This window comes from Salibacterium sp. K-3, assembly GCF_054052005.1.
Genome location: NZ_JBSVZE010000002.1, coordinates 429,928 through 455,085 on the forward strand (window position 1 = coordinate 429,928; position 25,158 = coordinate 455,085).

A 25,158-nucleotide genomic window follows, 5' to 3' on the forward strand; every position below is an offset into this window, starting at 1 on the left:
CCAATCATTAAATTATTCTAATTCTTCCATATCATCTCTTGTATATGGTTCAAAGGGAGTCCAATTCTCATAGATGAAATCCTCTCTCGAAACATTCTCGTTTTCTTCCATAGCAGATTCAAAAGAACCAACTGCTTCTTCCTCTGCTTTCATTAATTCTGCTTTCGGATCATTTATTTCTCCCTGCAGATAGCCTCGTAACATGGCTCCCACACTATAAGAAAGGCCGCCTTGATAATCTTGTATTGCTCCTATGGTGTCGTTATTTCGAAGATATGGATCTGGAACCTGGATACTTGTTTCATCTAAAATTGACGTTATATCATTGTATTGCGGAAACGGTGCGTCTTCTTCTGAAACTTCCACATCCAGTGCTGTTTGATGGGCACCAGAGCCCGCTACAACATCTGTATATCCATGTTCAATAAAGAAATGTAAGAAGGTTTGTACTTCCTCCCAATTTTCTGTATATTCCGAAACCATTAACCCTTCTTTCGTTAATGAATCAGCGTAGTAAGGATCCCCGTTTTTAGTTGGCATGGGAGCCACACCCCAGTTGTCAAAACCTGGTCCAGTTTCTTCATTCACCAGAATTGAGCCATCCCAGTTGCCTCCAAAGAAGAAGGCCGCTCTTCCTGCAGCAAAGTTAGAAATAGCTGTTAGTTCATCATTTTCTACACTTTGTGGATCCAATGCGTTCGACTCCTGTAGATCCTTCAGGTAATTCATGATCTCAATATTAGCATCCGTAGCGAGTTTCACTTCCCCGTTTTTATAATTTACATTTTTTGCAACTTCAATAGAGGTATGCATTTCCGGATTGATGGAGGTTCCCATTTGCTTCATAAACAGATCAGACAACCAGGATGCTTCCGCTCCAAGTGTTAAACCGTAAATACTTCCATTCGATTCTTCATTAATCTGCATACTAACCTGCTTTAATTCTTCCCATGTTTCCGGAACCTCATCTTCGCTTATCCCAAATTTTTCTAAAACATCTTTGTTATAATACATCATGACACTGGATTTCCCTGAATAAAGCGGCAGCTGATAAACATCTTCTCCCAGCACCGTGAAATTTTCCTGCCATACTTCATCCCGAAACTGATCTCTCACTTCCTCTGTAAACACTTCATTCAGATTTTTTATCTGACCCTGTTCTTCCAATTGCCGAACTGGCATAACGTTTGCTCGAACAAACATATCCGGCAATTCATCATTATTAATGGCTGTTTGAAACTGCTGATTTCCTGAGGCTCCCAGGTTTTCCATTTCTACAGCTATCTCCGGATGCTCCTCTTCAAACTCTTCAATCAAAGAAGAAAACTGTGACTCTAATTCCGGAAGCCTGTTCCAGAACGTTAATGTAGTTTCTGCATCATTATTGTCGGTTGCTTCTTCGTCTTCTCCTGCCCCATCAGCACAGCCCGTTAATAAAATGATTACCGCGGCAAACGTAATCCCCCATTTTTTTCTTTTCATTTAGTTATGTCCTCCCTCTACATCATAATGATTTAACACTTGCTTCCTCCTTTAATAATTCGCACTTAGTATGTTTATCGTTAAAACAAAGTATGAATTCGAATGAAATCGCTATCAATAAAATTGTTAATTATATAAATTTTCTGTTTGCACTTCTATGGCTTGTTAATTGTTTATATGACAGTTTTTGATCATGGTTTTTTCAATAATGCCCCAACAATATATCCTTATTCCTTTATTTCGATATCAATAACTTAATTATATGTGATAAACAAAGTTAAATATTTTTTAACATTTTTCCTTGATCACCAGTCTGCATTATTTTCCTTCAAACTTCGTTTACTTATTAAACACAGTGACATTATATTTGCTGGTTCATTATACATATAATTATCACAATATTATGTATCGTTTAATGAGTAAACAATCTGGACGTGATATTTAGCCCTTCTGAGGCTGAAAATATATTTTTTAAAGAGGTGGCAGAATGAAAAAATACTGGGGGCATATTTTAGGAGCAGGTTTGTTTATCTGTTTATCTGCATGCGGAGGAAGTAATGATTCGACCGAAGAAAGCGGACAATCATCAGAAAGTGGAAATTCAGACGAGCCTGAAGAAGTTTTGATATGGGATTACTTCACAGGCGTGGGGCAGGAAGTATTTTATGAGCAAGTGGAAGAGTTCAACGAGTCTCAGGATGACATTGTAGTAAAAACAGAATATGTACCGTTCGATCAAATTAAACAACAGTTATCTGTAGGATCTACCGGGGGTGAACTTCCTGACATTGTGAATATAGACCACGTCGATAATGCAGCCCTTGCTTCCCAGGGAGTCTTGGCAGATATCACTGATAAAGTGGATAAATGGGGAGAAGCGGAAAATTTTCTGGAAGGACCTCTGAATTCTACTGTGTATGAAGGCAGTCATTACGGTCTTCCTTATACCAGTAATACATTAGGTCTTTTTTATAATGAAGATTTACTCGAAGAAGCAGGGTTTTCAGAACCCCCTGAAACGTGGGAAGAATTAGAAGAAGTTGCGGGTGCCTTTTCAGAAGATGATGTAGATGGCTTCGGGATTGCCGGGGAACGTTCTGAAGAATCAACATTTCAATTTTACCCTTTTCTACGTTCTGCCGGCGCCGATTATAACAATCTCGACTCCCCTGAAGCTATTGAAGCAATGAGTTTCCTCGATGGCCTGCTGGAACAAGGATACATGAGTTCTGATGTAGTGAATACAGCTCAAGATGGCTTAACAAATAGATTTACCACAGGCGATCTAGCCATGATGATAAATGGTTCCTGGAATATTGAACGAATCAAGGAAGAAAACCCTTCTATGAATTGGCAGGTTGCTGAAATCCCGAGAGCTGAGGAACATGCTTCGGTTATAGGGGGCGCAAACCTTTCTATCGTGGAAGGGGCGAATGAAGAACCAGCATGGGAGTTTATGAAATGGCTGATGGATCCGGAACAGTTAGAAAGTTATGCTGCTGATTCCGGTGTCTTCCCTCCTCGTCAAGACATTCTGGATGAATCTGATCATTGGGATGAGGACGAATATTTGTCCAGCTTTGTACCTATGATGGAATATGCTGATGCACGCGGCCCTTCCCCTAACTGGCCTGATATTTCTGAATCTATTCAGTTAGCTTTACAAGAATCCTTCACTGACTCTAAAACACCAGAAGAAGCCATGAACGATGCTGCTGATAAAGTTTCAGAAGTAGTAGAGGAGTAGCTTCGACAGGGCCGCCTCGGGAAGAGACGGCTCCTTTTTCCTTAATGAGCTATTAGAAGACGGGGCCATACATTCTGATCTCATTAACTCTATAGCCGGACATCTCAGAGGCTGTGATGAAGCTGCGGATGCCAAGGGGGATTCCCTCATCTTTCACTTCAACTGCCTGGATAGAGAAGGAGGACATGAACATGTTAAAAAAAACAGCAAGCAGGTGGGAAGGATACTTCTTTGTTTTTCCAGCCGTTATCTTCATGCTGGCTCTCATAGGGTACCCTCTAATTTACAACCTCGTTCTAAGTTTTCAAGATATGGATTTGCAGGCATTAAACCTTGGAGAATCTTCCTTCCTTGGTCTGGAAAATTATAAAGCACTGTTTCGTGACAGCGTCTTTTGGATTTCAGTAAAGAATACACTTCTATATACAGTAGGCAGTGTTGTGTTTCAATTTATTATTGGATTTCTGCTGGCATTATTTTTCAGCTTAAAGTTCCGCCTTGCTTCCTTTTTACGTGGAATCACATTGGTCAGCTGGTTAATCCCTCTCACGATTTCCGCCTTGTTATTCCGTTTTATGATGGGGTCGGAAGAAGGGATCTTCAACCAATTATTGATGTCGATTGGGTTCATAAATGATCCGGTACCATGGCTTACAAGTCCTGAAATGGCACTATGGAGTATCGTGCTTGTAAATATATGGGTGGGTATTCCTTTTAATATGCTTTTACTTTCGACCGGATTAAGTAATCTACCGGAGGATATTTACGAGAGTGCAAGTTTAGATGGTGCCAATGTGTTTCAGAAATTCTTTCATATCACTGTCCCTCTACTCCGTCCTGTTATTTTAATTGTCATGATGCTTGGGTTTATATACACCTTTAAAGTATTTGATCTTGTATTTGTAATGACCGGCGGCGGTCCGGTGAATGCAACAGAAGTGCTTTCTACTTTAGCGTACCGTTACTCCTTTAATGACTTCGAATTCAGTATGGGAGCTGCAACTGCTAATATACTGTTTGCAATTCTATTTCTAGTAAGTCTGGTTTATTTAAGAATGATTAAAAAAGACGAGGTGATGTAAGGATGAGTAAAAGGCAGAAAGAATGGCTTTTAAATATAGTAGGCATCCTTATCGTTTTCATCTTTTTATTCCCGGTTTTCTGGATGATTGTCACCTCTTTTAAAACCCAGGCTGAAATTTTTCAAACTCCTCCAACATTTTTACCGTCGGAATGGCAATTTGGCAGTTACCAGGAAATTATACAAAATGACATTCTCCAACATTTCATGAACAGCTTACTCATTTCCAGCCTCACCACACTTCTTGTATTGGTGCTTGCTGTGCCTTCTGCCTACGGATTAGCTCGTTTCTCCATTCGAGGAAAAGAGTTGTTCATCCTGTTGTTTTTAGTTACTCAAATGCTTCCGGCCACTGTTATTTTGACACCTCTATTCATATTGTTTAATCAAATGGGGGTGTTGAATTCTTATATTGGACCCATTTTAGCTTGTGCTACATTGGGCATTCCCTTTTCTGTTTTAATTTTACGTACGTTTTTTCTTGGTATCCCCAGAGAATTGGAGGATGCTGCAAAAATCGATGGATGCAATCCACTAAGTGCTTTCCTTCGTATCGTGATGCCCTTAGCTATGCCGAGTATTATTGTCTGTGGAGCCGTGTCCTTCTTCTTTACCTGGGGCGATTTGATTTTTAGTATCACTTTCAATCGCAGTCAGGAATTATGGCCTCTTACCGCAGGTATTTACAATGCGATCGGTCAATACGGCATCGAATGGAATTCCTTAATGGCTTTTGCCACCATTTCTGCACTGCCGGTTTTGATTATCTTCATTCTGCTTCAAAAACGATTAGTAAAAGGGTTGGCCAGTGGAGCTGTGAAGTAACTCCCACATTATAATAATGGAGGATGGATGAATATGAAATTTTCAGATGGAAATTGGTTAACTCAGCCTGGTTACTCTATCTATACCCCTGAACTCGTATATGACATGCAGGAAAAGGAAAGCAGTGTCCTGTTTTATGCACCATGTAAATACATTACGAATAGAGGCGATACCCTTGATGGCCCTCTTATCACCGTGAAACTGTCTTCCCCGATAAAGAATGTTATTAGAGTTCAAGCCTGGCACTTTGAAGGACGTAAAGAACGCGGTCCTTCCTTTTCATTAAAAGAAGAGAACACCCAGCCCTCTATGGAAGATGAAGAATCCCGCACCATTTTCAGTAGTGGAGAATTACAAGTTGTGATTCATAAGGAAGAATGGGGACTGGATTTCTTTAATCAACACGGGAAATTGACGAACAGCTCACCAAAAAGTCTTGCCTATATCACTTCTGAAAATGGCTCGTCCTACATGAGAGAACAATTAAACATTGGTGTCGGAGAAAACTTATACGGCCTGGGAGAACGTTTCACCTCCTTTGTTAAAAACGGGCAGAGCGTAGACATCTGGAATAAAGACGGCGGAACCAGCACAGAACAGGCCTATAAAAATGTTCCATTTTATCTGTCGAATAAAGGTTACGGCGTTTTTGTCAATCACCCGGAGCACGTTTCCTTTGAAGTTGGTTCAGAAATAGTCTCCAAATCACAGTTCAGTGTGGAAGGCGAAAGTCTGGATTACTTTATTATCAACGGACCTACACCTAAAGAAGTGTTAATGAACTACACAGAATTAACCGGAAAACCAGCATTACCACCAGCTTGGTCTTTCGGTCTGTGGCTTACTACTTCCTTCACTACAGAATATAATGAAGATACTGTTAATCACTTCGTGAATGGTATGGAAGAAAGAGATATTCCGCTCAGTGTCTTCCATTTTGACTGCTTTTGGATGAAAGAATATGAATGGTGCAATTTTGAGTGGGACCAAAAATCCTTCCCGGAACCTGAAAAAATGCTGAAGCGTTTAAAAGAAAAAGGACTGAAAATCTCGGTATGGATCAATCCCTATATCGCCCAAAAGTCTAAGCTGTTTCATGAAGGCGCAGAAAATGGCTATTTATTAAAAAGACCTAATGGAGATGTATGGCAGTGGGACTTATGGCAGGCAGGACAAGGGATTGTGGATTTCACAAATCCAGAAGCCAGAGCATGGTACCGTAACAAACTGGAAACTCTCATTGATATGGGGGTCGACAGTTTTAAAACAGACTTTGGAGAACGAATTCCAACAGACGTTGTATACCATGATGGTTCTGATCCTTTTAAAATGCATAACTATTATGCCCAAATTTATAACAACGTTGTCTTCGACCTGCTGCAGGAGAAACTCGGAAAGAATGAAGCTGTTTTATTTGCCAGATCAGCCACTGCAGGCGGGCAGCAGTTCCCTGTACATTGGGGAGGCGACTGTTCTGCAAATTATGAGTCTATGGGAGAAAGCCTGAGGGGCGGTCTTTCACTGACTTCTTCCGGTTTTGGCTACTGGAGTCATGACATCGGCGGGTTTGAAAATACCGCGACTCCAGATGTTTTTAAACGTTGGACTGCTTTCGGTTTATTATCTTCCCACAGCCGATTACATGGAAGCTCTTCTTACCGAGTGCCCTGGTTATTTGATGAAGAAGCGGTAGATGTAACGAGAAAGTTTGTGAAGCTGAAGCACAAACTTATGCCTTATATTTTTTCAGGAGCATGCGAAACTTCTTCGAGCGGCATTCCTTTCATGCGGTCCATGATGTTGGAGTTCCCGGATGACCCAGCCTGTTCTGCCATAGAAACACAATACATGCTGGGAGACTCACTGCTCGCTGCCCCAGTATTTAATGAAGACGGGCTGGCTTCTTTCTACCTCCCGGAAGGCACTTGGACGAACATGTTAACCAACGAACGGGCAAAAGGAGGAAAATGGTTTACAGAACAGTATGATTATATGCATATTCCTCTCTTTGTAAAGCCTGGCACCCTGCTTCCGGTAGGAAACACAGAAGAAAAACCTGATTATGACTACTCTGAAGACATCACCTTTCATTTATTTGAACTGGATAATAACAGTGAAGCTTCAACCAATGTCTTCAATACTTCAGGAGAGAAAGTTTTAGAGGCAAAGGCTGAACGTGTCCAAAATACAATCACTATTTCCAATCACACTTTTCAGGAAGTAAAACCATGGCACATTTTACTGCGAAACATATTTTCCATTAAGAACACGAATAATGGTACATGGGAAGAAACGGCCCAAGGTATTTGGCTCACTCCTGAAAACACAGAAACATCAATAGTCATTGAACTATCTTATAAGGAAGGTTAAAAGAAATGAAACTTATATATAATCGACCAGCTGAAAAGTGGACGGAAGCTCTCCCTATTGGAAACGGGAAACTAGGTGCCATGGTATTCGGTCAAGTAACAGAAGAGCTTATTCAGTGTAACGAAGAAACATTGTGGTCGGGATATCCCAAGGACAATACAAATCATGCGGCACTAGATATCCTGCCAGAGGTTAGAAAGAAAATTCAAGAACATGAATACTCAAATGCCAGCGATGAAGCCAAAAACATGCTTGGGGCTTATACCCAGGCATATTTGCCATTATGTGATATCATGCTGGGTTTCCCACGTCACGAATCCTATTCCGATTTTAAGCGCGAACTGGATTTAAACAACGCTGTGGCAAAGACTTCCTATAACGTAGATGGTGTACATTATACCCGTTCCTTATTTGCTTCATTTCCAGATAACATTATTGCTATGCGATTGACAGCAGACCATCCTGCTTCCTTACATTTCAGTATTAGCATGAGCAGCAAATTGAAACATCATATTCAAGCAGAAAAAAAGGAATTACTTTTGAAAGGGCAATGTCCGGAACATGTTGATCCTATTTATTACGATACGGAAAACCCCGTTATTTATGGAGATCCTGAAACGACCCATGCCATGAGTTTTGAAGCAAGAGTTCATATTCTCAGCGATGGCCGGGTGACTACCAGCGGACAGACTCTTCACGTGGAAGAAGCTGAATCTGCAATCATTCTATTTACAGCTGCAACGAACTACAGTGGTTTTGACAGCATGCCGGGAAGCTGCGGCAAGGAACCTTCTGAAGTTATTGACAACGTTTTTGATAATGCCATTTTAAAAAGTTATCCAGAGTTGTTTCATAGGCATAAAGAAGATTACCAACTATTATTTCACCGAGTTACTTTTGACCTGAAGGATTCAAAAAAATACGAAAATACTCCAACTGATGAAAGAATTCAGAGATACGGGGCTCAAGATAAAGGATTAATAAAGCTGCTATTTCATTACGCCCGCTATTTAATGATTGCCAGTTCCCGCGAAGGAACACAACCAGCGACGCTGCAGGGAATTTGGAATAAAGATATACGTGCTCCCTGGAGCAGCAACTATACCTTGAACATAAATGCTGAAATGAACTATTGGGCTTCTGAACTATTAAATCTTCCAGAATGCCACCTCCCTTTTCTAAATTATATAGAGGACTTGGCTGCGGCTGGAAAATACACTGCAGCGGTTCATTATGGATGCAGAGGATGGACGGCTCATCATAATTCGGATATCTGGCGGCACACCGCTCCTGTGGGTGACTACGGGCATGGGGATCCAGTATGGGCATTGTGGCCAATGGGAGGGGTGTGGCTCACAAGGCATTTATGGGAACATTATTTGTATACAATGGATGAGACCTATCTAAAAAACAGGGCATATCCGATTCTTAAACAAGCAGCCTTATTTTGTCTTGAATGGGTGATAAAAAATAAAGATGGTTTTTATATAACTTCACCTTCTACTTCGCCGGAACATCATTTTATAGTCAATGGTTATAAAGCTTCCGTGACTAATGCTGCTACGATGGATATGGCTTTAATATGGGATGTTTTCACAAATACACTGAGTGCTCAGCATATCTTAGGAATCGACTACGAACTGCAAAAAGAAATCGAATCCACCCGAGCCAACTTATATCCATACCAAGTCGGCAGTTACGGAGAACTTCAAGAATGGGATCAGGATTTTATGGAGGAGGAACCTGAACATCGACATGTTTCTCATTTGTATGGGGTCTATCCCGGTGAACAGCTTACTGAAACGTTAACTCCGGAATGGTTTGAATCAGCCAGAGCTTCATTAAAACGGCGGGGAGATGGCGGTACAGGGTGGAGTCTTGTATGGAAACTCTGTTTATGGGCTAGATTTCAGGACGAAGACCACGCATTCAGGCTTATTGAAAATCTATTCCACCCTGCGGATCATGATGAAGAAGTTGATGAAAAGGGGGGTTTATATAACAACTTATTTGGTGCTCATCCCCCTTTCCAGATTGATGGAAATTTTGGTTATGCAGCAGGGATTATCGAGTTGCTGATCCAGTCCCATCAGAATTATATTCATTTTCTACCGTCGCTTCCCAGTCAACTTCCGGAAGGACAGATAACCGGGGTGAGAGTAAGAGGGGGATTTGAAGTATCTATAAAATGGAAAAACCACGAAATGATAGAAGCCTCATTACTATCCAACCATGGCAGCCGTTGTTATGTATATAATAATAAAGAATGGAAGGTTTCTTCAGAACAACAGAAAGTATCGACAACATCTCATAGTGATGGGATCCTTGCTTTTAATACGGATATCGGAAAAACTTATTATTTCAAACCCAAAGAATAGCAGATTTAATATTGATCTTACAACATATAATACAGCTCATTCCAGCCTGCGAAAATAACGTTTAGTCCTGCTTCTTCTTTTTCTTCGCATAAAATTCAGCTGCCTTTTTGCGGTTTCCGCACAATTCCATGCTGCACCAGCGTCTTTTTCCTGATTTTGATGTATCGACAAAGTAGAGCACGCATTCTTCATGCTCGCACTTTCTGATACGGCTGATCGAGGTGCTGTCCAACGTATGGATAATGGATTCCGCAATTTGGTACAGTACATGATCTTCCACTGTTAATCCTTCAGGAACCAATCTTAATTTTTCATTCCCAGCATCCATCGTCAGCCTGACATTCAGCCTTTTAACAAGCTTGTTTAGTTGACCGGCAGCATCTGGAGAGATTTCTTCCTTTTGTTCTACATCAGACAAAATCTTTTTGCAGAGGGCACGAAGCGAATGAAGATCGTTTATTAACGAATCCATCTGTTCTTCCTTTTCTAAAACCGGAGCATCTGACTCCCGTAACAGGTTATTTTCCTCCAGCCACTGGAACGTACGGGAGGCATCAGCTAATATATCAATCTCCTGTTTATGGGAGATATACGTCGTATTAACCAGATTGATCCATGCAGCGCCGCCTAGTACAAACAATGAGTTATTCATCCATTTTCACCTCAGCCCTTATTATAACCTTTAAAAATTATATTGAAAAGTTATAAAATGTACTGTAGTATGAAATTGTAACCACTAATTAGTATTTATAAAGGTTATAAAGAAAGGTGGGAATATGTTAGTGGAATACAAAACAGTAAGCATCAAGAATGTTACTATTTTTTACCGGGAAGTCGGTGACAGGGGAAATCCTACGATTTTACTGCTTCATGGTTTTCCTTCTTCTTCTCATATGTACCGGAACTTAATACCTGAGCTGATGGATCAATATCACATAGTGGCACCGGATTATCCAGGCTTTGGGAACAGCGATCAGCCGGACATGGATGAATTCAACTATACGTTTGATAACTTTGCTTCTCTGATGAATGAATTTGTAGAGGAATTGAAATTAGAAAAGTTCAGCCTCTATGTTCATGATTACGGCGCCCCCGTAGGATTCAGATTGGCAGCCGGACATCCTGAACGAATTCAAGCCATTATCACGCAAAACGGAAATGCGTATGAGGAAGGATTATTGTCTGCTTGGGATCCTGTTCGCGCGTATTGGGAAAATCCGTCGGAAGAAAATAAGAATAATGTAAAACCCCTTCTAACGGCAGATTTTACAAAGTATCAATACACCAATGGGACCCGTAACCCCAAACGAATCAGCCCAGATGCCTGGAATATGGATCAAATGGTGTTGGATCGTCCCGGCAATAATGAAATACAACTTGCGCTGCAATACGATTACAGAAACAATCTGAAAGAGTATCCCCATTGGCAGGAGTACTTTAGAACGCATCAACCTCCGACACTGGCGGCATGGGGAAAAAATGACATATTCTTTGGACCTGCAGGGGCGCTCGCTTTCCAAAACGACCTAAACGACTGCGACGTTCATTTGTTAAATACCGGCCATTTTCCTTTAGAAGAAGATTTGGAAACCAGTGCTTATTTGATAAAGCAGTTTTTGCAGGACCGTTTAACGTAACGCTCGAACGCACGTACCCATGTCCAATACACAAAACAAAAAACAGACGTGATCCATGAGGGGATCACGTCTGTTTTTCAGATTTCTTCAGGAAAAAAATGCCGCAGCTCCGCTCTACTCCTGCTTGTGCAGTTCGAGTTCAAGGTTCACTTTCACATCTTCCCCGACCAGGACGCCGCCGGTTTCCACTGCAACATTCCATGTCAGTCCGAATTCTTTGCAGTTAATCGTTGTTTCACCAATCTACTATGACAGGCATCTTATAATTCCGCGACAGCACCACCAACTCTTTTCGGCTGTGACATCCAGCGTGGTTGGTTACTGGGTTGTAAAACGTCGGATTGACGTATAACATAGACGATCTTTGTTTCTGGATAAATCGTCACGCAGGTAATCCATATCCAGCCTCTGCCTATCGATGGGGGGCGGTGTAATAGTTTTAGCCGGCGTTTCTCTTGCTGCTTTGTACAAAGAGAGAAACAAAAGATGATTCCTCAATGATTCAAGCTTTATCTGAAGCTGCATCTTCATGCTCCTAGTCATATTTGCGTGCACCGGCTACCAATAGAATGATGCCTGTAATAAGAAAAGGCGGGTAAAAATAAAAGATAGTGAATGCCGCAAATGCATTATGGGCACTTAATGCATAAATAACGGAAATCGTCCAACCAAGAAATGGACCTATCAAAAATATAAGACATATCCCCCACGATACAATCTTCCGCCATCTTGATTGCCCTCTGCCTGCTTGATAGGCAATAACGGTTCCTAAAAAAGCAATGAGCAGCGACAACATAAAATACATCTCGGCATTTGAAGTATAGCCCTCAGATCCAGAAAACATTGTCATGCCCCTTTGGGTTGTGAAATAAAGAATAACGCCAAAATACTCGGGTGACACCCTCTTCCGTGACCTCTGTAATCAGCGGGAAAGGATGAATTACTGTAATAGGTTGATAAATCTGATTATCTCTTTATCCTCCCCGGGGTTGATTCTTATTGTTTCGGTATTCTCGATAATTTTTGTATAAGCCTCTCTGCCGGCGGGGTTCTTTCCGTCCCAACGCAGCGGAACATTGTACTCATTTATCGTACCGTCTCAATGCTTCTATTTCCTGATTCGCGCCAAGCTGCCGCCACACGCGGGCATATTCGATTTCTGCCGCGGAATACCCTGACAGGGCATTGTCTTCTTCCGTTTCAGGTTGTTCCACTGCATCTTTAGCTGCTTCCATAGAGGCTTCCGTATTAACGTTTTCTGAGTCTGCGGCGACCGGCTCCTGCTGCTCTGTCGTTTCGTTATTATCTTCGTTCTCATTGCTTCTTTCTGCCTCATCGCTGCATGCCATAAGCAGCAATGCCATAATAAGCAAGGGCCTTCCTGCTGTTACAATTTTTCTCATTTCCATACACCTCGTATTGATTTGTGCTGGTTTATCGTTGACCATTCAGTTCCTTCAGGTATCTTTCAAAGGAATAAACGACTCAATTCAACAAATCCAGAAGAAGGAGAATAATGATAAACCAACTTCTCTTACTCAGATCCTCAATCTTTGTCTTTATCCTTTCATTTCCTATTTTATCATATCCTCCCTTTATTTTCTGAATTTCTTTATCGTGAGGTTATTTTATTGGCTCGTCTCTTTGCATAAAAGATTTGAAAAACTTTCGGAATCACCGATACTAACGCACACAGGTTTAACGTTATTAATTAAGTATTTAATTTATAAATAAACTGTTTTATAATTGACATGTAAGATAACAAGCAATGATTGAAAGGAGAAAAACTTATATGTATGTCCAATGACATCTTTTCAGCGATAGCTGATCCGACCAGGCGAAAGATTCTGGAATTGTTAGCCGCTCACAAGAAGATGCCGGCGTCCGAGATTCACAATTATTTTCAGGTCAGCCCCCAAGCGATTTCGCAGCATCTAAAAATTTTGCGGGAATCGAACATTGTCCATGTGGAGAAACAGGCGCAACAGCGGATTTATAGGCTAAACGTCGAGGCTGTGGAAGAATTGAGTGACTGGACCGGAATGATGCGGCAATTGTGGAACCGCCGCCTTGACACAATGGATGCTGTATTAAAAGAAGAGTTGCATGAACAAAAAAGAAAGGAAGAGGGTCCCGAATGAATCAAGAATCAAAGAAACAGGAACTTGTCATAACCCGGATATTTGACCTGCCGGTTGAGCTGGTATGGAAGGCTTGGACAGATCCAGAACTGGTGATGAAATGGTGGGGACCCGAACATTTCACCTCCCCATCCTGCAAGATTGATCTGCGGGAAGGAGGCAGATACTTGTTTTGTATGCGGTCACCAGAGAACCTTGGAGGGCAGGACAGCTTCTCTACGGGCACATACACAAAGATTATACCGCAAGAGCGTCTTGAATTTACCCATCACTTATGTGACAAAGATGGAAATATCTTAGATCCGGTCGAAGCGGGCATGCCCTCTGACTTTCCGTATAAAATTGATTACATTATCGATTTTAAAGCAGAGGAGAACAAGACAGAACTTGTTATTACGCAGTATGGTTGGTCACCTGGTGAAATGCAGAAACGTGCCATAACCGGGATGAATCAATCTCTCGACAAGCTGGCCGTTACAATCGGAGCAATGTATCAGTCGAAAGGTTCTTAATACCAAACTTGTATTTGCCGCAGCATCCTTGGGGGAATACAGCGTGACATGAAACCTTAATTTCCAATATGAAAAGAGGTTAGATGAATGGGAAAAATAATTGTATCAGTACACAGTACATTGGATGGGGTCTTCACAGGACCGCGTGAAAATGAAAACAATATGACAAGTTGGGCTATGCCTGGTATTAAAGATTCCATGAAAGACATCCTGACTATGGTCCAGCAGTCCGAAGCCATCTTGATGGGCCGAGTCACCTATGAAGGCTTATCACAGGTGTGGCCGTATCAGGAGGGGGACTTTGCTGATGCCATGAACTATACACATAAATATGTAGCTACCCGCAATATGAATTTACAGGAGGTGAATTGGGGTGATTATGGCAGCACCATTTCCCTGCTTGCCGGCGATTTGAGTCGGAATATTGTCAATCTTAAAAATAAATTCCACGGTGATATTATGGTTACGGCGAGTGCCGGTCTTGTACAGAGCCTGATAAATACCAGGTTGGCAGATAAGATTAGTATAGTCATCCATCCTGTGATCCTTGGAAGCGGCAGGCGATACCTTGATAACCTTACGGCCGGGAACGAATTGAAACTTTTAAATACTCAAGTATATGAAACAAGTGGTTCGATAAAACTGGATTACGAGGTTATGAAGTAACAGCTGACGTGTAGAAATATGTTATCACTATACAGGCATACCTGCGTAAAGATGCAGGTATGCCTGACACAGCACTTCTCTTCATAAAATACATGGGGGTTTTTGCCCCATTAATCCACAATCGTCGTTTCTAGCACAGCTCATTCGACAAAAGGCGTCAGTCTTCTACTTTCGAAAATTCGATGATCTCGCATTGATACTCTTCTTCCAATGGCCATATCACTCCATGATTCATCCAAAACGCACCGGTGGCCGTTGTACCATCAGAGGAGTAATATCGAGCGTTTTCGTCCAGACCTTTCACCTTCACCTGAACCGGATGAGGACCGAAGGATAAGCCGTTTTCCAACAGGAATACAATAGAACGACTGCCATCTTCACTCACGTACTGCATGATTTCCGTTTCCTTCTTTGGGTGAGAAGCCGTTAAACGGTAAGCAAGCCCTTCCTGAATCACCGGCCGGATGTGTTTGTAAAAAGTGATCCAGCGAGCGGCCTCTTCCTTTTCTTCCTTCGTCCATTCATGCAGATTCCCGCCAATACCAAGACCGCCCATCATAGCGGAATGAAACCAGTATTTCAAAGGAACCGTGCGCTGATTCAGCCAGTTCGGGGCATCCGTCACCCAGCACATCATGGCTTTCTGGTGATAGGCATAAGAACATCCGCGCTGAATGGAAAGCCGGTCCCGGGCATCGGTGTTATCGCTGGTCCAGAACTGGTCCGTCCGCTGCAGAACACCGAGATCAATGCGGCCGCCTCCCCCGGAGCAGGTTTCCACCAGCACGTGCGGATATGCCTTCTTGATATAATCAAGTACTTCGTAAAGTCCTTCCACGTGTTCATGCCATAACTGCTTCTGCTCTTCCACACCTGCGCCCATCCGGCCAACTTCAGACAACGAGCGGTTCATGTCCCATTTAACAAAGGAAATGTCACTGCTTCCCAGGAGCTGATCTAGCATTTTTTTTACATAAGTACGTACGTCTTCCCTACCAAACTGAAGCACCAATTGATTCCGGGCTGTCGTCTGATCCTGTGTCACAAAATGATACACCCACTCCGGGTGGTCCTGGAACAAGCGGCTGTCTTTGTTGACCATTTCCGGCTCCAGCCAGATACCAAAATCCATCCCTTTTTCTTTTACATATGAAATTAACGGGTCGAGGCCGTTCGGAAATTTGTCGTGATTCACTTCCCAGTCTCCAAGACTGGAATCATCCGAATTTCGTTTGCCAAACCATCCATCATCCACAACAAAAAGTTCGCAGCCGATAGCTGCTGCTTCATCTGCCAATGCTTTTTGGTTTTCTTCAGAAACATCAAAGTATGTTGCTTCCCAGGAATTATATAACACTTTTCGTTCCGCTTCCCTGTGCGGTCCCGGCAGTATGTTTTTTCTCTGAAAACGGTGCGCCTGGTGGCTCATACCTGTAAAGCCTTTCGATGTATACCCGAGATAAAACACCGGGGTTTGAAACAGCTCCCCCGGTTGAAGCACCTTCATAAAATCAAAATCATTAATACCCCCGCAAACATGAATAAATCCATGGGCGTCCTTTTCTACGTGAAGATCCCAGTTTCCGGAATAGGCGAGATGGCCGAACCAGACATTTCCACTGTCTTCTCCAGCTCCTTGATCAATCGCAAACCACGGGTTCGCGTGGTGGGACGTGTTGCCGCGGCGGCTGTCGATCGTTTTTCTTCCTTCCCGGATCTCTTCCTGAATAAGCTGAAACTCCCCCACCCATTTCCCTGCAAGATGGGAGAGGTTATACCACGCGGCAGGCGGCAAAGAAACCTGCATCGAGCGGGCTGCTTCTATATATAATGCTTCTCCATTTATGTTTGTAATGGTCTGACTTCTGGCAATCATGTCCTCCTGCCGAAAGACGTCATACGTTACTTCCACTTGATACCTGCCGAGGGACTCCCGAAGCTTGATAACCACCTGCTGCTTCCCTGAATCTTCGGTGTCTATATCCAGGCCGGCGTATTCCCATTTAAACCCTCGTTCACCCGTTGCAGAAGATGCTTTAAGCGTAGGTTCTGTATAGACCATTTCTCCCCACGGAATATAATCATACCCCATAACCCCGCGCGTTGCCTCAAAAGAGGAGTGGGAAAAGACAAGGGACTGCAGCGCCTCGTAATCTGCTTTTTCCGGAAATTTTTTCCCCCAATAGACATGCTGCAGGTGACCATGTTTATGAATATCAATGACATACGCCGTCTCTTTGGTTTCCAGTACGAGACGGTGTTCTTTCTTTAACTGAAAAATACTCATGTCCTCCACTCCCCATTTAATCTTCGCGATCTTGCACCAGCAGCGTACTTCCGAGAGCCGGCAGCATCATCCGCTCCTGAAACTCCACGCCCGTTGCTGGTTCCTTCCACGTCCCTGGCGGGAGCGTTATTTCGCCGGCTGTTTCTGTATCGTGATTCATAATAGAAATAAAATACTCGGACTTTCCTTCACGGCGGACCATCTCTACATTCTCCGGTGTCTCCATTACTGATATGCCGGAATCTTCAAACATATCGCGGTACAGCGTGTAAAGGAAATCCGTATTTACTCCACATCCAATATAATAGACCTTTCCTTCTCCAACGCTGTTTTTCGTAATGGCTGCCCGCTCATCCACCCATCCGCCCCGGTAAACGGCAAGCGTTTCCGCTGTATCAGGTACCAAATAATCACACCATACGTGCGCCTCAGCTTTTTCACCTGCCACGGCGCCTTTTACTCCTTCAATAACAGCACGATTATTCTCACGGATCGATTCATATTCGTGTATTTCCGCTCCAACCAGTGCGGCCAGAGATCCCGGAAGTGTCTTTTCCGTGACAATATTATCGGCATCTTTCACTCCAGTCCGATACGTAAATACAATCGTTCCGCCGGAGCGTACGTAATACTCCAGCTTCTCCTGAAAACCAGGCTTTGTCAGAAAGTAGAGTGGAACAATGATCAGGCGGTACCCCGAGAGATCTGTGTCCCCGCGTATCATATCTACCGGCGCGTTCCATGCGTACGCCGGCTCATAAAACCGCAGCGCTTCCTGTGCATAATCAAACTGATCGGACTGGGGCTGAATCTTCCATGCCCATTCGTTTTCCGGATCATGGTAAAAGCCGATGTCAGCAGTTAACTCCGCTGCTATCCAACGGTCTCCGACTGTTTGCAGAGACTGTATCACTTCTTTTGTTTCCTCAAACTTTCGGCGCGGAACACCGTCATGGTCCAAAATGCCGTGACAAAATTGCTCCGTCCCAAACCGTGCCGCGCGCCAGCGAAAATAAACAATCGCCTCTGCTCCCCGGGAAATCGCCTGGTACGTCCAAAGCTTCAAATGCCCGGGGCGCGGGAGGTAGCCAATCTGGCTCCAGCCCTGGGCACCGGACAGCTCTTCCATAACCCAGTAGCCGGTTCCCTGTTTGGTACCGCGGCACAAATCGAGCTGGCGGGCTGTTGCGGCCGGAGGTATCGGCTCCGCCAGCCCTCCCCAGACCGGATAATTATCAAACGAAATGAAGTCCAGCTTCTCCGCCATTTTTTTCTGATCCAGGGCCAGGCCCGAATAGACAAAATTATGAGTGATAAACTGAGAATCAGGAATCCATGTACGAAGGGCTTCCACCTGCAATTGGTTGTATATGTCATAAGCATCCGCACAGAACCGATCAAAATCCAGCAGCAGGCTTGGATTGTGTTCCTGATATACCGGAAGAGGAACAGGAATCTGCTCCCAGCTGGTGTACACCTGGCTCCAGAATACCGTTCCCCATCGTTTATTTACGTTCTCCAACGTGCCGTACTTTCTTTCAAGCCACTCCCGAAATGCGCGCGCATCTTCCCCGCCATAGCTCCTGTCGGAAGCTTCATGGCCGTATTCATTATCCACCTGCCAGCCTATAAGTGCAGGATGATGACGAAAATGCCGGCCCATCGCTTCTACAATCTGACGGGTCTTCACTTGATATGTTCGGCTGTTCACCGTGTAATGGCGTCTAGCACCAAAGGAAACGGTTCTGCCGTTGTTATCGACCGGCAGAATATCCGGATACGCTTCAACCATCCACGCCGGCGGAGTTGCGGTCGGTGTGCCCATTACTACAGCAATACCAGCTTCATCAAAACGATCCATCACATCTTCAAAGAGGCTGAAATCATAACTCCCTTCTTCCGGCTCCATCAAAGACCAGCCGAATTCTGCCATCCGGACGACATTGATCCCCAGTGTCTTCATTAACTGTATATCTCTATCCCATTGCGTCCTTGGCCACTGCTCTGGATAGTAATCGACTCCTATATACATATTCAACCCCCTGTTTTTTTACGTTTGCCGGAGCATCAATTCACTACTTAAATAAACTTTCTTCGGAACCTTCCGCTCTTCCTGGATGCGCTCCAGTACAAGATCTACCGCCGTTTCCCCCATGAGCTCGGTATAAATTTTAACGGAGCTGAGTGGAGGAAAGAGATATTTGGAAACCGTGATATCATTCACTCCGATCAGGCTGACGTCATCAGGAACGTTTATACCCGATTCATGCAGAGCACGCAGACAACCGACAGCCATCGGATCATTCGCTACATAAAAGGCACCCGGGAGCTCTTCTCCCAGCGTGTGTATTGCTTTTTTCATCTGCTGGTAGCCGGAGTCTACGGAAAAATCGGAGACAAAAATGAACTTCTCCTGGAGTAGACCAAGTTCGGCCATATAAGATCTGTAATACCGCTCCCTTAAATCTGTCATCGGTTCCGTCGTATCTTTGAATGTTTCATAGCCGCCGATAAATCCAATTTCTTTATATCCCTGTTTCACGTAATGATCGATAATCATGGTAGAAATACGTTCGAAATCTACCAAAACAGCGTCGGATGCTGTTTCATCGGGATTTGAATCTACAAACACGATCTTTTTCTCCAGCTTTTTCAAGGCTCGAACCTGATCTTGATTAAAGTGGCCGACCGCAATAATCCCTTCCACGTCCGTTTCAATCTGTTCCAGTTCGCCTTCTCCGTATTTCACCAATTTCACATTCGACATGTCGGCTCGTTTTTCAATACCAAAGCGGATAGCCATGTAATAGATATCATCGAGTTCTTCCTGATCATCCACCCAATGCAGAAACGCAATGGTACGAACCTCTGTCTTTTTTCCACGTACTTTTTGATAGGACAGTTCTTCTGCGGCTTCAAATATTCTTTTCTTCGTCGTATCTGCCACGGATAGAGCTTTATCATAGTTCAGTACTCTTGATACGGTGGAGGGAGATACTCCTGCTCGGTCTGCTATTTCTTTGATCGTGGCCATATTTTCTCCTTTCCATGCATCAGCATTTATCCGATATCCGGCTCGGGGACGAGGGACAGCAATGGTGTAGAATGTCCTTCCAATTCTAAAACCTGTATTTTATTATCTCCTTCCTGCAGCAATGGACCAGGAAGATACAAGGTTTTTTGAGGACCTATTTCCCAGTAGCGCCCCAGGTTGAATCCATTAATCAAGACATTTCCCTTTTTCCATCCGTCTAACCGGACAAAGGTGTCAGCCGGGGTCTCCACGGAAAAGCTCCCTTCAAAAAACTTTGGAAAACGTTCATCTTTCTGATGATGAAAGTCCAGCACGAGATCTTCCAGCTCCATGGAGTACATTTCCCAGTCAAACGTATACCTGTTTCCAATCCATACGTTTTGAATAAGCCCTTTTCTCTCAGATAAATACTTTCCATAGTTGACTCTTCCCATATTCTCTATAAAGATTTCGAAGGTATTGCTCTCCTCTGGAAAGAAGAGATCCACCACTTTTTTTGTATCGTTTCGGTAGTACGTATATTGATACACTCCGTTAATGTAGAGAAAGGCACGGTCCTGCATCGCATCCAGCTCCACGGAAAACATTCCTTTCCCATCAAACGTCGTGCGGTAAAGGACAAATCCGTAGGACTGATCCAATTCTTCCATCGTTAATGGAGTGACGTTCGTTCTCCTGGCAGCAATGCTGGGAAGGGTGTCAAACAGACTCACGGATTGGGACAGTTCGACCTTACGCTCCGAAAGCCGGGCTGGCTTTTCTTCCGGAACCTTTTTAACTTCCTGTCCTTCTTCCGCCAGGATACGCTGTACCGTTCTGAATTTTTCCGTAATCTCCCCGGACTCGGTCAGCAGCGCATCATAATCATAGCTCGTAATCGTCGGTTCGTATGTGTCGTAGTGATTAGCTCCGTTATAAAACTGAAAATTGGTGCCGCCGTGAAACACGTAAAAATTCATGGAAGCGCCCATGTTCAGCATCCGTTTCAATACGTCGCCGGTGCTTGCCGCGTCGCGGGTATGATGCGGGTGGCCCCAGGCGTCAAACCAGCCGATCCAGTATTCCATACACATGCGGGGCTCTCCAGTTTTCCACTTCTCCAGTTCCTGAAACGCTTCGTCGGGCCGGGAGCCGAAGTTTAACGTCGTCCACTCGTCACGAAGGGAACCCGCTTTTATCATATTCGGACCGTCTGACGTAAACAGCAGCTCCCGTATGCCATGCTCATGATACATGCGGCGGATTGCTTCTAAATATGTTTTGTCATCCCCGTATGCTCCGTACTCGTTCTCTATCTGAAACGCGATCACCGGGCCTCCCTCTGAGTACTGATATGTCCTGAGTATCGGAAGCAGGTAATCATAATACTCCTTCAAATGGGCTAAAAACACCGGATCCGAGCAGCGGAAACGCAGATCGGGATCTTTCAGCAGCCATGCGGGAAGACCGCCCATCTCCCATTCTGCGCAAATATAAGGCGAGGGACGTAAAATAACATACAGTCCAATCTCCTTCGCCAGCTGGATGAAACGTTCTACATTACGCATTCCTTCAAAGGTAAACATTCCTTTTTTCGGTTCGTGAAAGTTCCACGGAATGTACGTTTCCACCGTATTGAATCCGCCTGCTTTCAACTTTTCCAGACGATCCCGCCAATACCCCTCCACGATGCGGAAGTAATGGATGCTTCCGGAGATGATGCGCATCGGTTTCCCGTCCAAGTACAAACTTCCTTCTTTTGTTTCAAGCATTGGTCGAACATCCTTCCTACTTCACAGCACTTCCCAGCATGCCGGAAATAAAATGCTTCTGCAGTATAAGAAATACAATAATTATTGGTACGGTTGCTAAAGAGATTCCCATCATCATCTGGCCGTAGTCTGTGTAGGACACCCCGTTCAAGGTAGACAGCGCCACCGGGAAGGTGTACATTTCTTCCGTACGTATCGCTACAAGCGGCCACATAAAGTTATTCCACTGGTACATAAACAAAAAGATGGACGTCGCCGCAAGAGCCGGTTTCATGGATGGCAGCACTATTTGGGTGAAGATTTTAAACTCGTGCGCGCCATCCAACCGGGCGGATTCCAGCAGCGAATCCGGAAAAGCCAGAAAGTTCTGCCGCATGAGAAAGATGGCGAACGGATAGCACAACTGCGGCGCGATCAGCGCGAAATACGTATCCAATAACCCGTAAGCCGACATCATTTGAAACAACGGAATGATCGTCGCCTGATACGGAATCATCATAGAAAGAATCATGATAATGAATATCGTGTTCCGCCCTTTAAACGTAAATTTTGCAAAAGCATACGCAGCCGCTGTACTAACAATAAGGGCAATCACTACGTACAAACCGGCGACAAAAAGGGAATTGAACATCACACGCCAGATCCCCACCGTGTTATTCAGGTTCACCAGATTCTCCATGAACTGATTACCGAACGTAAGCGTAGGCGGACTTGAAATCATTTTATCCGAAGGATTCGTCGAACCGACAAGCATCCAGTAGAATGGAAAAACGGAAATAATCAAAAATATGGTTAACAATGTATACATGCCCAGTTTTCCTAGAAATCGCTTCGTAGTGGACTGTCTCATGATTTATCCCCCGTGAATTTAAATTGGCCATAGGAAAGGATGGCTACCAACACAACTACAACATAGGCGACAGCACTGCCATAGCTGAAATCAAAGTATTCAAAGCCGTTTTCGTAAATATATAGGCCAAGGGTCATGGTGGAATTTCCCGGACCACCGCCTGTCAGGTTAAACGGTTCATCAAAAAGCTGCAGCGTTCCGATCGTGGAGAGAATCCCCGCAAAAAGAATGATAGGCTTCAAACTTGGAACAGTGATAGAAAAGAACTGCCGGATTTTTCCCGCTCCATCAATGGAAGCAGCTTCATACATCTCTTCAGGAATATTCTGCAGCCCGGCCAGGAAAATAATCATGTTGTATCCGACCCAGCGCCATGTCATAGCCATGACAATCGAAAATTTTGCCCAGACGGAATCAGACAGCCACGGTACGCCGTCGATACCGATATAACCGAGCAGTTCATTAAACAGTCCGTTATCCTGCATCATAATAGAAAACAAAAGGGAATACGCCACGAGCGACGTAACGGCCGGGAGAAAAAAAGAAACCCGGAAAAGTGCCTTCAACCTCAGCAACTGACTATTCAGCACACTTGCAAGAATCATCGCAAGCATCAGCATAAGCGGCACCTGCAAAATGAATATAATGAAGGTATTGGATAAGGCGGTCCAAAAAATACTGTCATTTAAAAGACGGGTATAATTGGACAATCCCGCAAAAGTATAGACCCCATCTTCTTTCTGGTGAAAACTTAAGTAGAGAGAGGCAATAATCGGATAAGCCGTAAAGATCAAAAATAATATCACTGCAGGTGCGATAAAAAAATAGGGAGCTTTTGTCTGTTTCATTGTTCACCCAGCCTTCTTCGCAGATTGCGGAACAGGAAAGAATAAAGGGCAGGAACGCGCGCCCTTTATTCTCTTACCTTTTAATTGTTAATCCGGTTCGAAAGACGTTCTTCTGCACTCTCCAGTGCTTCCTGCACATCATTTCCTTCTGCAACTTCGGACTGCGCTGTTTCCGCTTCATCACGGGCTACACTATAATCACCAGTGTAGTTGGCCGGCGGAATCTCATCCATCATGCCGGCAAACATATCCCAAATCTGCTGATCGCCGAAATAAGCAACCGGCTCGGTGAACGCCTCTTCATCGTAAATCGTATTCAAAGATGGAAACAGACCGCCTTCCATCGCTGTCAGCTGTACGTCTTCGGAGGTGGAAAAGAACTCCATAAATTCATACGCCAGATCTGGATTCTTTGTATCGGCATTGATCATAAAGTTGCTTCCTCCAAGGTTCGCGGCCCGGTTTCCGCCTTCTTCAAATGCAGGCAGAGGGAACACGCCCCATTTTCCTTCAAGATCCGGTGCCTGTTCTATCAACGACCCAGTGAGCCATGCTCCACTCGGCGCCGTAGCAACTTCCCCATCAGCCAGACCGGCAAGCCAGGCGTCCCAACCGACTAAATTCTCATTCAACCCTTCTTCATCCAGCGTCTGAACAACTTCCATCGCCCGAACGGATTCATCGGAAGTTAAATGGATGTTATCTTCCTCATCAAAATAGAACGTTCCCTGCTGATTCAGCATCATCCGGTAAACACCATCATCGTTGTTTATATCGATCCCTGTCATCGCCACATCAAGTTCATCACGCAGAACATGTCCTGCTTCGATAAAATCATCCCACGTTTCAATCTCTTCGGCATCAATGCCTGCCTCTTCAAACAAATCCGTCCGGTAAAAAACGCCGCCCGGCCCCGCATCAAAAGGCATGCCGTAGGTGCTTCCATCTAAAGTGAGCAGGTCGTTCTTAAATTCAGGAAACTTATCGCTATGCTCTTCCTGAAATCCATACTCATCCAGATTAAGAAACGCATCCGAAAAAGCATTTAAGTACCCCTGCACACGATCGTCTTCGATCAGCATAATATCCGGAAGCCCTTCCCCCTGGGCCTGAAGCCCTGTGGTGATTTGTTCATAAACATCAGGAGTACCCTGCTCCCTGATATCCAGTTCAAATCCCGGATTCTCTTCGGCGAAACGTTCCGCTGCTTCTTCCATCACCGGGATGTTAATATTCCATGCCCACGCCGTCAGCGTCTTCGTAGAATCGCCGCCGTCATTCGCTTCTGAACTCGAATCTTCTCCGCCACTCCCGCTGCAGGCCGCCAGGACAACCGCAGACGACGATAAAGCCAGTAATAATCTTTTCAAAATAAATCCTCCCCTTTGATAATGAAAGCCCTTTCAACTATTGTAGTAAATACGTTGCGTAAATATGTCAATAAAATTTAGTAAATGTTTTATTTTATTTTTACCTTGTCCACTTTGCATTGCTTCCACGAACAAAAAAATGGATGAAACCAGTATATCCGCGGTTTCATCCATTTAAA

Annotated in this window: 21 protein-coding genes and 1 pseudogene; 9 read left to right on the forward strand and 13 right to left on the reverse strand. The window is 44.0% G+C overall.

Annotation, left to right across the window (positions count from 1 at the left end; all coding sequences use genetic code 11):
- Positions 1-12: 12 nt before the first annotated feature.
- Positions 13-1,482, reverse strand: a complete 1,470-nt coding sequence (locus ACW9JV_RS14330) for an ABC transporter substrate-binding protein (RefSeq protein WP_457335610.1) — start codon at positions 1,480-1,482, stop codon at positions 13-15.
- A 487-nt stretch (positions 1,483-1,969) separates the two neighbouring features.
- On the opposite strand from ACW9JV_RS14330, the gene ACW9JV_RS14335 reads away from it, so the two are divergent.
- The 5 genes from ACW9JV_RS14335 to ACW9JV_RS14355 all read left to right on the forward strand — a co-directional run bounded on the left by ACW9JV_RS14335 (position 1,970) and on the right by ACW9JV_RS14355 (position 9,883).
- The gene (locus ACW9JV_RS14335) at positions 1,970-3,229 is read left to right on the forward strand and encodes an ABC transporter substrate-binding protein (RefSeq protein ID WP_457335612.1); all 1,260 of its coding nucleotides are present in this window, start codon (positions 1,970-1,972) and stop codon (positions 3,227-3,229) included.
- A 191-nt stretch (positions 3,230-3,420) separates the two neighbouring features.
- Positions 3,421-4,311: a carbohydrate ABC transporter permease gene (locus ACW9JV_RS14340; RefSeq protein ID WP_457335614.1), complete on the forward strand. Its 891-nt coding sequence runs from the start codon at positions 3,421-3,423 to the stop codon at positions 4,309-4,311.
- Positions 4,312-4,313: 2 nt separating this feature from the next.
- Complete coding sequence (locus ACW9JV_RS14345) at positions 4,314-5,135, forward strand: carbohydrate ABC transporter permease (RefSeq protein ID WP_457335616.1); 822 nt, start codon at positions 4,314-4,316, stop codon at positions 5,133-5,135.
- A 33-nt stretch (positions 5,136-5,168) separates the two neighbouring features.
- Positions 5,169-7,505: an alpha-xylosidase gene (yicI, locus tag ACW9JV_RS14350; protein WP_457335618.1), complete on the forward strand. Its 2,337-nt coding sequence runs from the start codon at positions 5,169-5,171 to the stop codon at positions 7,503-7,505.
- A gap of 5 nt (positions 7,506-7,510) precedes the next feature.
- Positions 7,511-9,883: a glycoside hydrolase family 95 protein gene (locus ACW9JV_RS14355; protein WP_457335620.1), complete on the forward strand. Its 2,373-nt coding sequence runs from the start codon at positions 7,511-7,513 to the stop codon at positions 9,881-9,883.
- Between the two features lie 61 nt (positions 9,884-9,944).
- On the opposite strand, the gene ACW9JV_RS14360 is transcribed toward ACW9JV_RS14355, so the two are convergent.
- The gene (locus ACW9JV_RS14360; RefSeq protein ID WP_457335622.1) at positions 9,945-10,535 is read right to left on the reverse strand and encodes a CGNR zinc finger domain-containing protein; all 591 of its coding nucleotides are present in this window, start codon (positions 10,533-10,535) and stop codon (positions 9,945-9,947) included.
- A gap of 124 nt (positions 10,536-10,659) precedes the next feature.
- On the opposite strand from ACW9JV_RS14360, the gene ACW9JV_RS14365 reads away from it, so the two are divergent.
- On the forward strand, positions 10,660-11,520 hold the full coding sequence (locus ACW9JV_RS14365) for an alpha/beta fold hydrolase (RefSeq protein WP_457335624.1): 861 nt from the start codon (positions 10,660-10,662) through the stop codon (positions 11,518-11,520).
- Positions 11,521-11,634: 114 nt separating this feature from the next.
- Here ACW9JV_RS14365 and ACW9JV_RS14370 read toward each other — a convergent pair.
- From ACW9JV_RS14370 to ACW9JV_RS14385, 4 genes and pseudogenes are all read right to left on the reverse strand, one after another.
- Positions 11,635-11,757 (reverse strand): annotated as a pseudogene (locus ACW9JV_RS14370) (YceI family protein); the annotation flags it as partial.
- Positions 11,758-11,838: 81 nt separating this feature from the next.
- Entirely contained in the window at positions 11,839-12,045 is a 207-nt protein-coding gene (locus tag ACW9JV_RS14375) for a hypothetical protein (RefSeq protein WP_457335626.1), read from the reverse strand.
- Between the two features lie 10 nt (positions 12,046-12,055).
- Positions 12,056-12,364 (reverse strand): hypothetical protein, encoded by a 309-nt coding sequence (locus tag ACW9JV_RS14380; RefSeq protein WP_457335628.1) that lies wholly within the window; start codon positions 12,362-12,364, stop codon positions 12,056-12,058.
- A gap of 238 nt (positions 12,365-12,602) precedes the next feature.
- The gene (locus ACW9JV_RS14385; protein ID WP_457335630.1) at positions 12,603-12,923 is read right to left on the reverse strand and encodes a hypothetical protein; all 321 of its coding nucleotides are present in this window, start codon (positions 12,921-12,923) and stop codon (positions 12,603-12,605) included.
- A gap of 393 nt (positions 12,924-13,316) precedes the next feature.
- On the opposite strand from ACW9JV_RS14385, the gene ACW9JV_RS14390 reads away from it, so the two are divergent.
- The 3 genes from ACW9JV_RS14390 to ACW9JV_RS14400 all read left to right on the forward strand — a co-directional run bounded on the left by ACW9JV_RS14390 (position 13,317) and on the right by ACW9JV_RS14400 (position 14,839).
- Entirely contained in the window at positions 13,317-13,661 is a 345-nt protein-coding gene (locus ACW9JV_RS14390) for an ArsR/SmtB family transcription factor (protein WP_457335632.1), read from the forward strand.
- Positions 13,658-14,173: an SRPBCC family protein gene (locus ACW9JV_RS14395; RefSeq protein WP_457335634.1), complete on the forward strand. Its 516-nt coding sequence runs from the start codon at positions 13,658-13,660 to the stop codon at positions 14,171-14,173. Before ACW9JV_RS14390 ends, ACW9JV_RS14395 begins: the two co-directional genes overlap by 4 nt.
- Positions 14,174-14,260: 87 nt before the next feature.
- Positions 14,261-14,839 (forward strand): dihydrofolate reductase family protein, encoded by a 579-nt coding sequence (locus ACW9JV_RS14400; protein WP_457335636.1) that lies wholly within the window; start codon positions 14,261-14,263, stop codon positions 14,837-14,839.
- Positions 14,840-14,996: 157 nt separating this feature from the next.
- On the opposite strand, the gene ACW9JV_RS14405 is transcribed toward ACW9JV_RS14400, so the two are convergent.
- The 7 genes from ACW9JV_RS14405 to ACW9JV_RS14435 all read right to left on the reverse strand — a co-directional run bounded on the left by ACW9JV_RS14405 (position 14,997) and on the right by ACW9JV_RS14435 (position 24,979).
- On the reverse strand, positions 14,997-17,126 hold the full coding sequence (locus ACW9JV_RS14405) for an alpha-galactosidase (RefSeq protein WP_457335638.1): 2,130 nt from the start codon (positions 17,124-17,126) through the stop codon (positions 14,997-14,999).
- A gap of 16 nt (positions 17,127-17,142) precedes the next feature.
- Positions 17,143-19,158 (reverse strand): beta-galactosidase, encoded by a 2,016-nt coding sequence (locus ACW9JV_RS14410; RefSeq protein WP_457335640.1) that lies wholly within the window; start codon positions 19,156-19,158, stop codon positions 17,143-17,145.
- Positions 19,159-19,176: 18 nt separating this feature from the next.
- Positions 19,177-20,160, reverse strand: a complete 984-nt coding sequence (locus ACW9JV_RS14415) for a LacI family DNA-binding transcriptional regulator (RefSeq protein ID WP_457335642.1) — start codon at positions 20,158-20,160, stop codon at positions 19,177-19,179.
- A gap of 26 nt (positions 20,161-20,186) precedes the next feature.
- Positions 20,187-21,911 (reverse strand): glycoside hydrolase family 35 protein, encoded by a 1,725-nt coding sequence (locus ACW9JV_RS14420; RefSeq protein WP_457335644.1) that lies wholly within the window; start codon positions 21,909-21,911, stop codon positions 20,187-20,189.
- Between the two features lie 16 nt (positions 21,912-21,927).
- Positions 21,928-22,761 (reverse strand): carbohydrate ABC transporter permease, encoded by an 834-nt coding sequence (locus ACW9JV_RS14425; RefSeq protein WP_457335646.1) that lies wholly within the window; start codon positions 22,759-22,761, stop codon positions 21,928-21,930.
- On the reverse strand, positions 22,758-23,609 hold the full coding sequence (locus tag ACW9JV_RS14430) for a carbohydrate ABC transporter permease (RefSeq protein WP_457335648.1): 852 nt from the start codon (positions 23,607-23,609) through the stop codon (positions 22,758-22,760). The genes ACW9JV_RS14425 and ACW9JV_RS14430 overlap by 4 nt, the downstream gene beginning before the upstream one ends.
- Before the next feature lie 80 nt (positions 23,610-23,689).
- The gene (locus tag ACW9JV_RS14435) at positions 23,690-24,979 is read right to left on the reverse strand and encodes an ABC transporter substrate-binding protein (RefSeq protein ID WP_457335650.1); all 1,290 of its coding nucleotides are present in this window, start codon (positions 24,977-24,979) and stop codon (positions 23,690-23,692) included.
- Positions 24,980-25,158: the final 179 nt, after the last annotated feature.

Coding starts and splice junctions, on each gene's coding strand:
- ACW9JV_RS14390 (WP_457335632.1), top strand. CDS start 13,317: ATGTCCAATGACATCTTTTCAGCGATAGCTGATCCGACCAGGCGAAAG.
- yicI (WP_457335618.1), top strand. CDS start 5,169: ATGAAATTTTCAGATGGAAATTGGTTAACTCAGCCTGGTTACTCTATC.
- ACW9JV_RS14380 (WP_457335628.1), bottom strand. CDS start 12,364: ATGTTTTCTGGATCTGAGGGCTATACTTCAAATGCCGAGATGTATTTT.
- ACW9JV_RS14410 (WP_457335640.1), bottom strand. CDS start 19,158: ATGTATATAGGAGTCGATTACTATCCAGAGCAGTGGCCAAGGACGCAA.
- ACW9JV_RS14430 (WP_457335648.1), bottom strand. CDS start 23,609: ATGAAACAGACAAAAGCTCCCTATTTTTTTATCGCACCTGCAGTGATA.
- ACW9JV_RS14365 (WP_457335624.1), top strand. CDS start 10,660: ATGTTAGTGGAATACAAAACAGTAAGCATCAAGAATGTTACTATTTTT.
- ACW9JV_RS14330 (WP_457335610.1), bottom strand. CDS start 1,482: ATGAAAAGAAAAAAATGGGGGATTACGTTTGCCGCGGTAATCATTTTA.
- ACW9JV_RS14335 (WP_457335612.1), top strand. CDS start 1,970: ATGAAAAAATACTGGGGGCATATTTTAGGAGCAGGTTTGTTTATCTGT.
- ACW9JV_RS14420 (WP_457335644.1), bottom strand. CDS start 21,911: ATGCTTGAAACAAAAGAAGGAAGTTTGTACTTGGACGGGAAACCGATG.
- ACW9JV_RS14340 (WP_457335614.1), top strand. CDS start 3,421: ATGTTAAAAAAAACAGCAAGCAGGTGGGAAGGATACTTCTTTGTTTTT.
- ACW9JV_RS14400 (WP_457335636.1), top strand. CDS start 14,261: ATGGGAAAAATAATTGTATCAGTACACAGTACATTGGATGGGGTCTTC.
- ACW9JV_RS14415 (WP_457335642.1), bottom strand. CDS start 20,160: ATGGCCACGATCAAAGAAATAGCAGACCGAGCAGGAGTATCTCCCTCC.
- ACW9JV_RS14395 (WP_457335634.1), top strand. CDS start 13,658: ATGAATCAAGAATCAAAGAAACAGGAACTTGTCATAACCCGGATATTT.
- ACW9JV_RS14425 (WP_457335646.1), bottom strand. CDS start 22,761: ATGAGACAGTCCACTACGAAGCGATTTCTAGGAAAACTGGGCATGTAT.
- ACW9JV_RS14345 (WP_457335616.1), top strand. CDS start 4,314: ATGAGTAAAAGGCAGAAAGAATGGCTTTTAAATATAGTAGGCATCCTT.
- ACW9JV_RS14405 (WP_457335638.1), bottom strand. CDS start 17,126: ATGAGTATTTTTCAGTTAAAGAAAGAACACCGTCTCGTACTGGAAACC.
- ACW9JV_RS14385 (WP_457335630.1), bottom strand. CDS start 12,923: ATGAGAAAAATTGTAACAGCAGGAAGGCCCTTGCTTATTATGGCATTG.
- ACW9JV_RS14355 (WP_457335620.1), top strand. CDS start 7,511: ATGAAACTTATATATAATCGACCAGCTGAAAAGTGGACGGAAGCTCTC.
- ACW9JV_RS14360 (WP_457335622.1), bottom strand. CDS start 10,535: ATGAATAACTCATTGTTTGTACTAGGCGGCGCTGCATGGATCAATCTG.
- ACW9JV_RS14375 (WP_457335626.1), bottom strand. CDS start 12,045: ATGCAGCTTCAGATAAAGCTTGAATCATTGAGGAATCATCTTTTGTTT.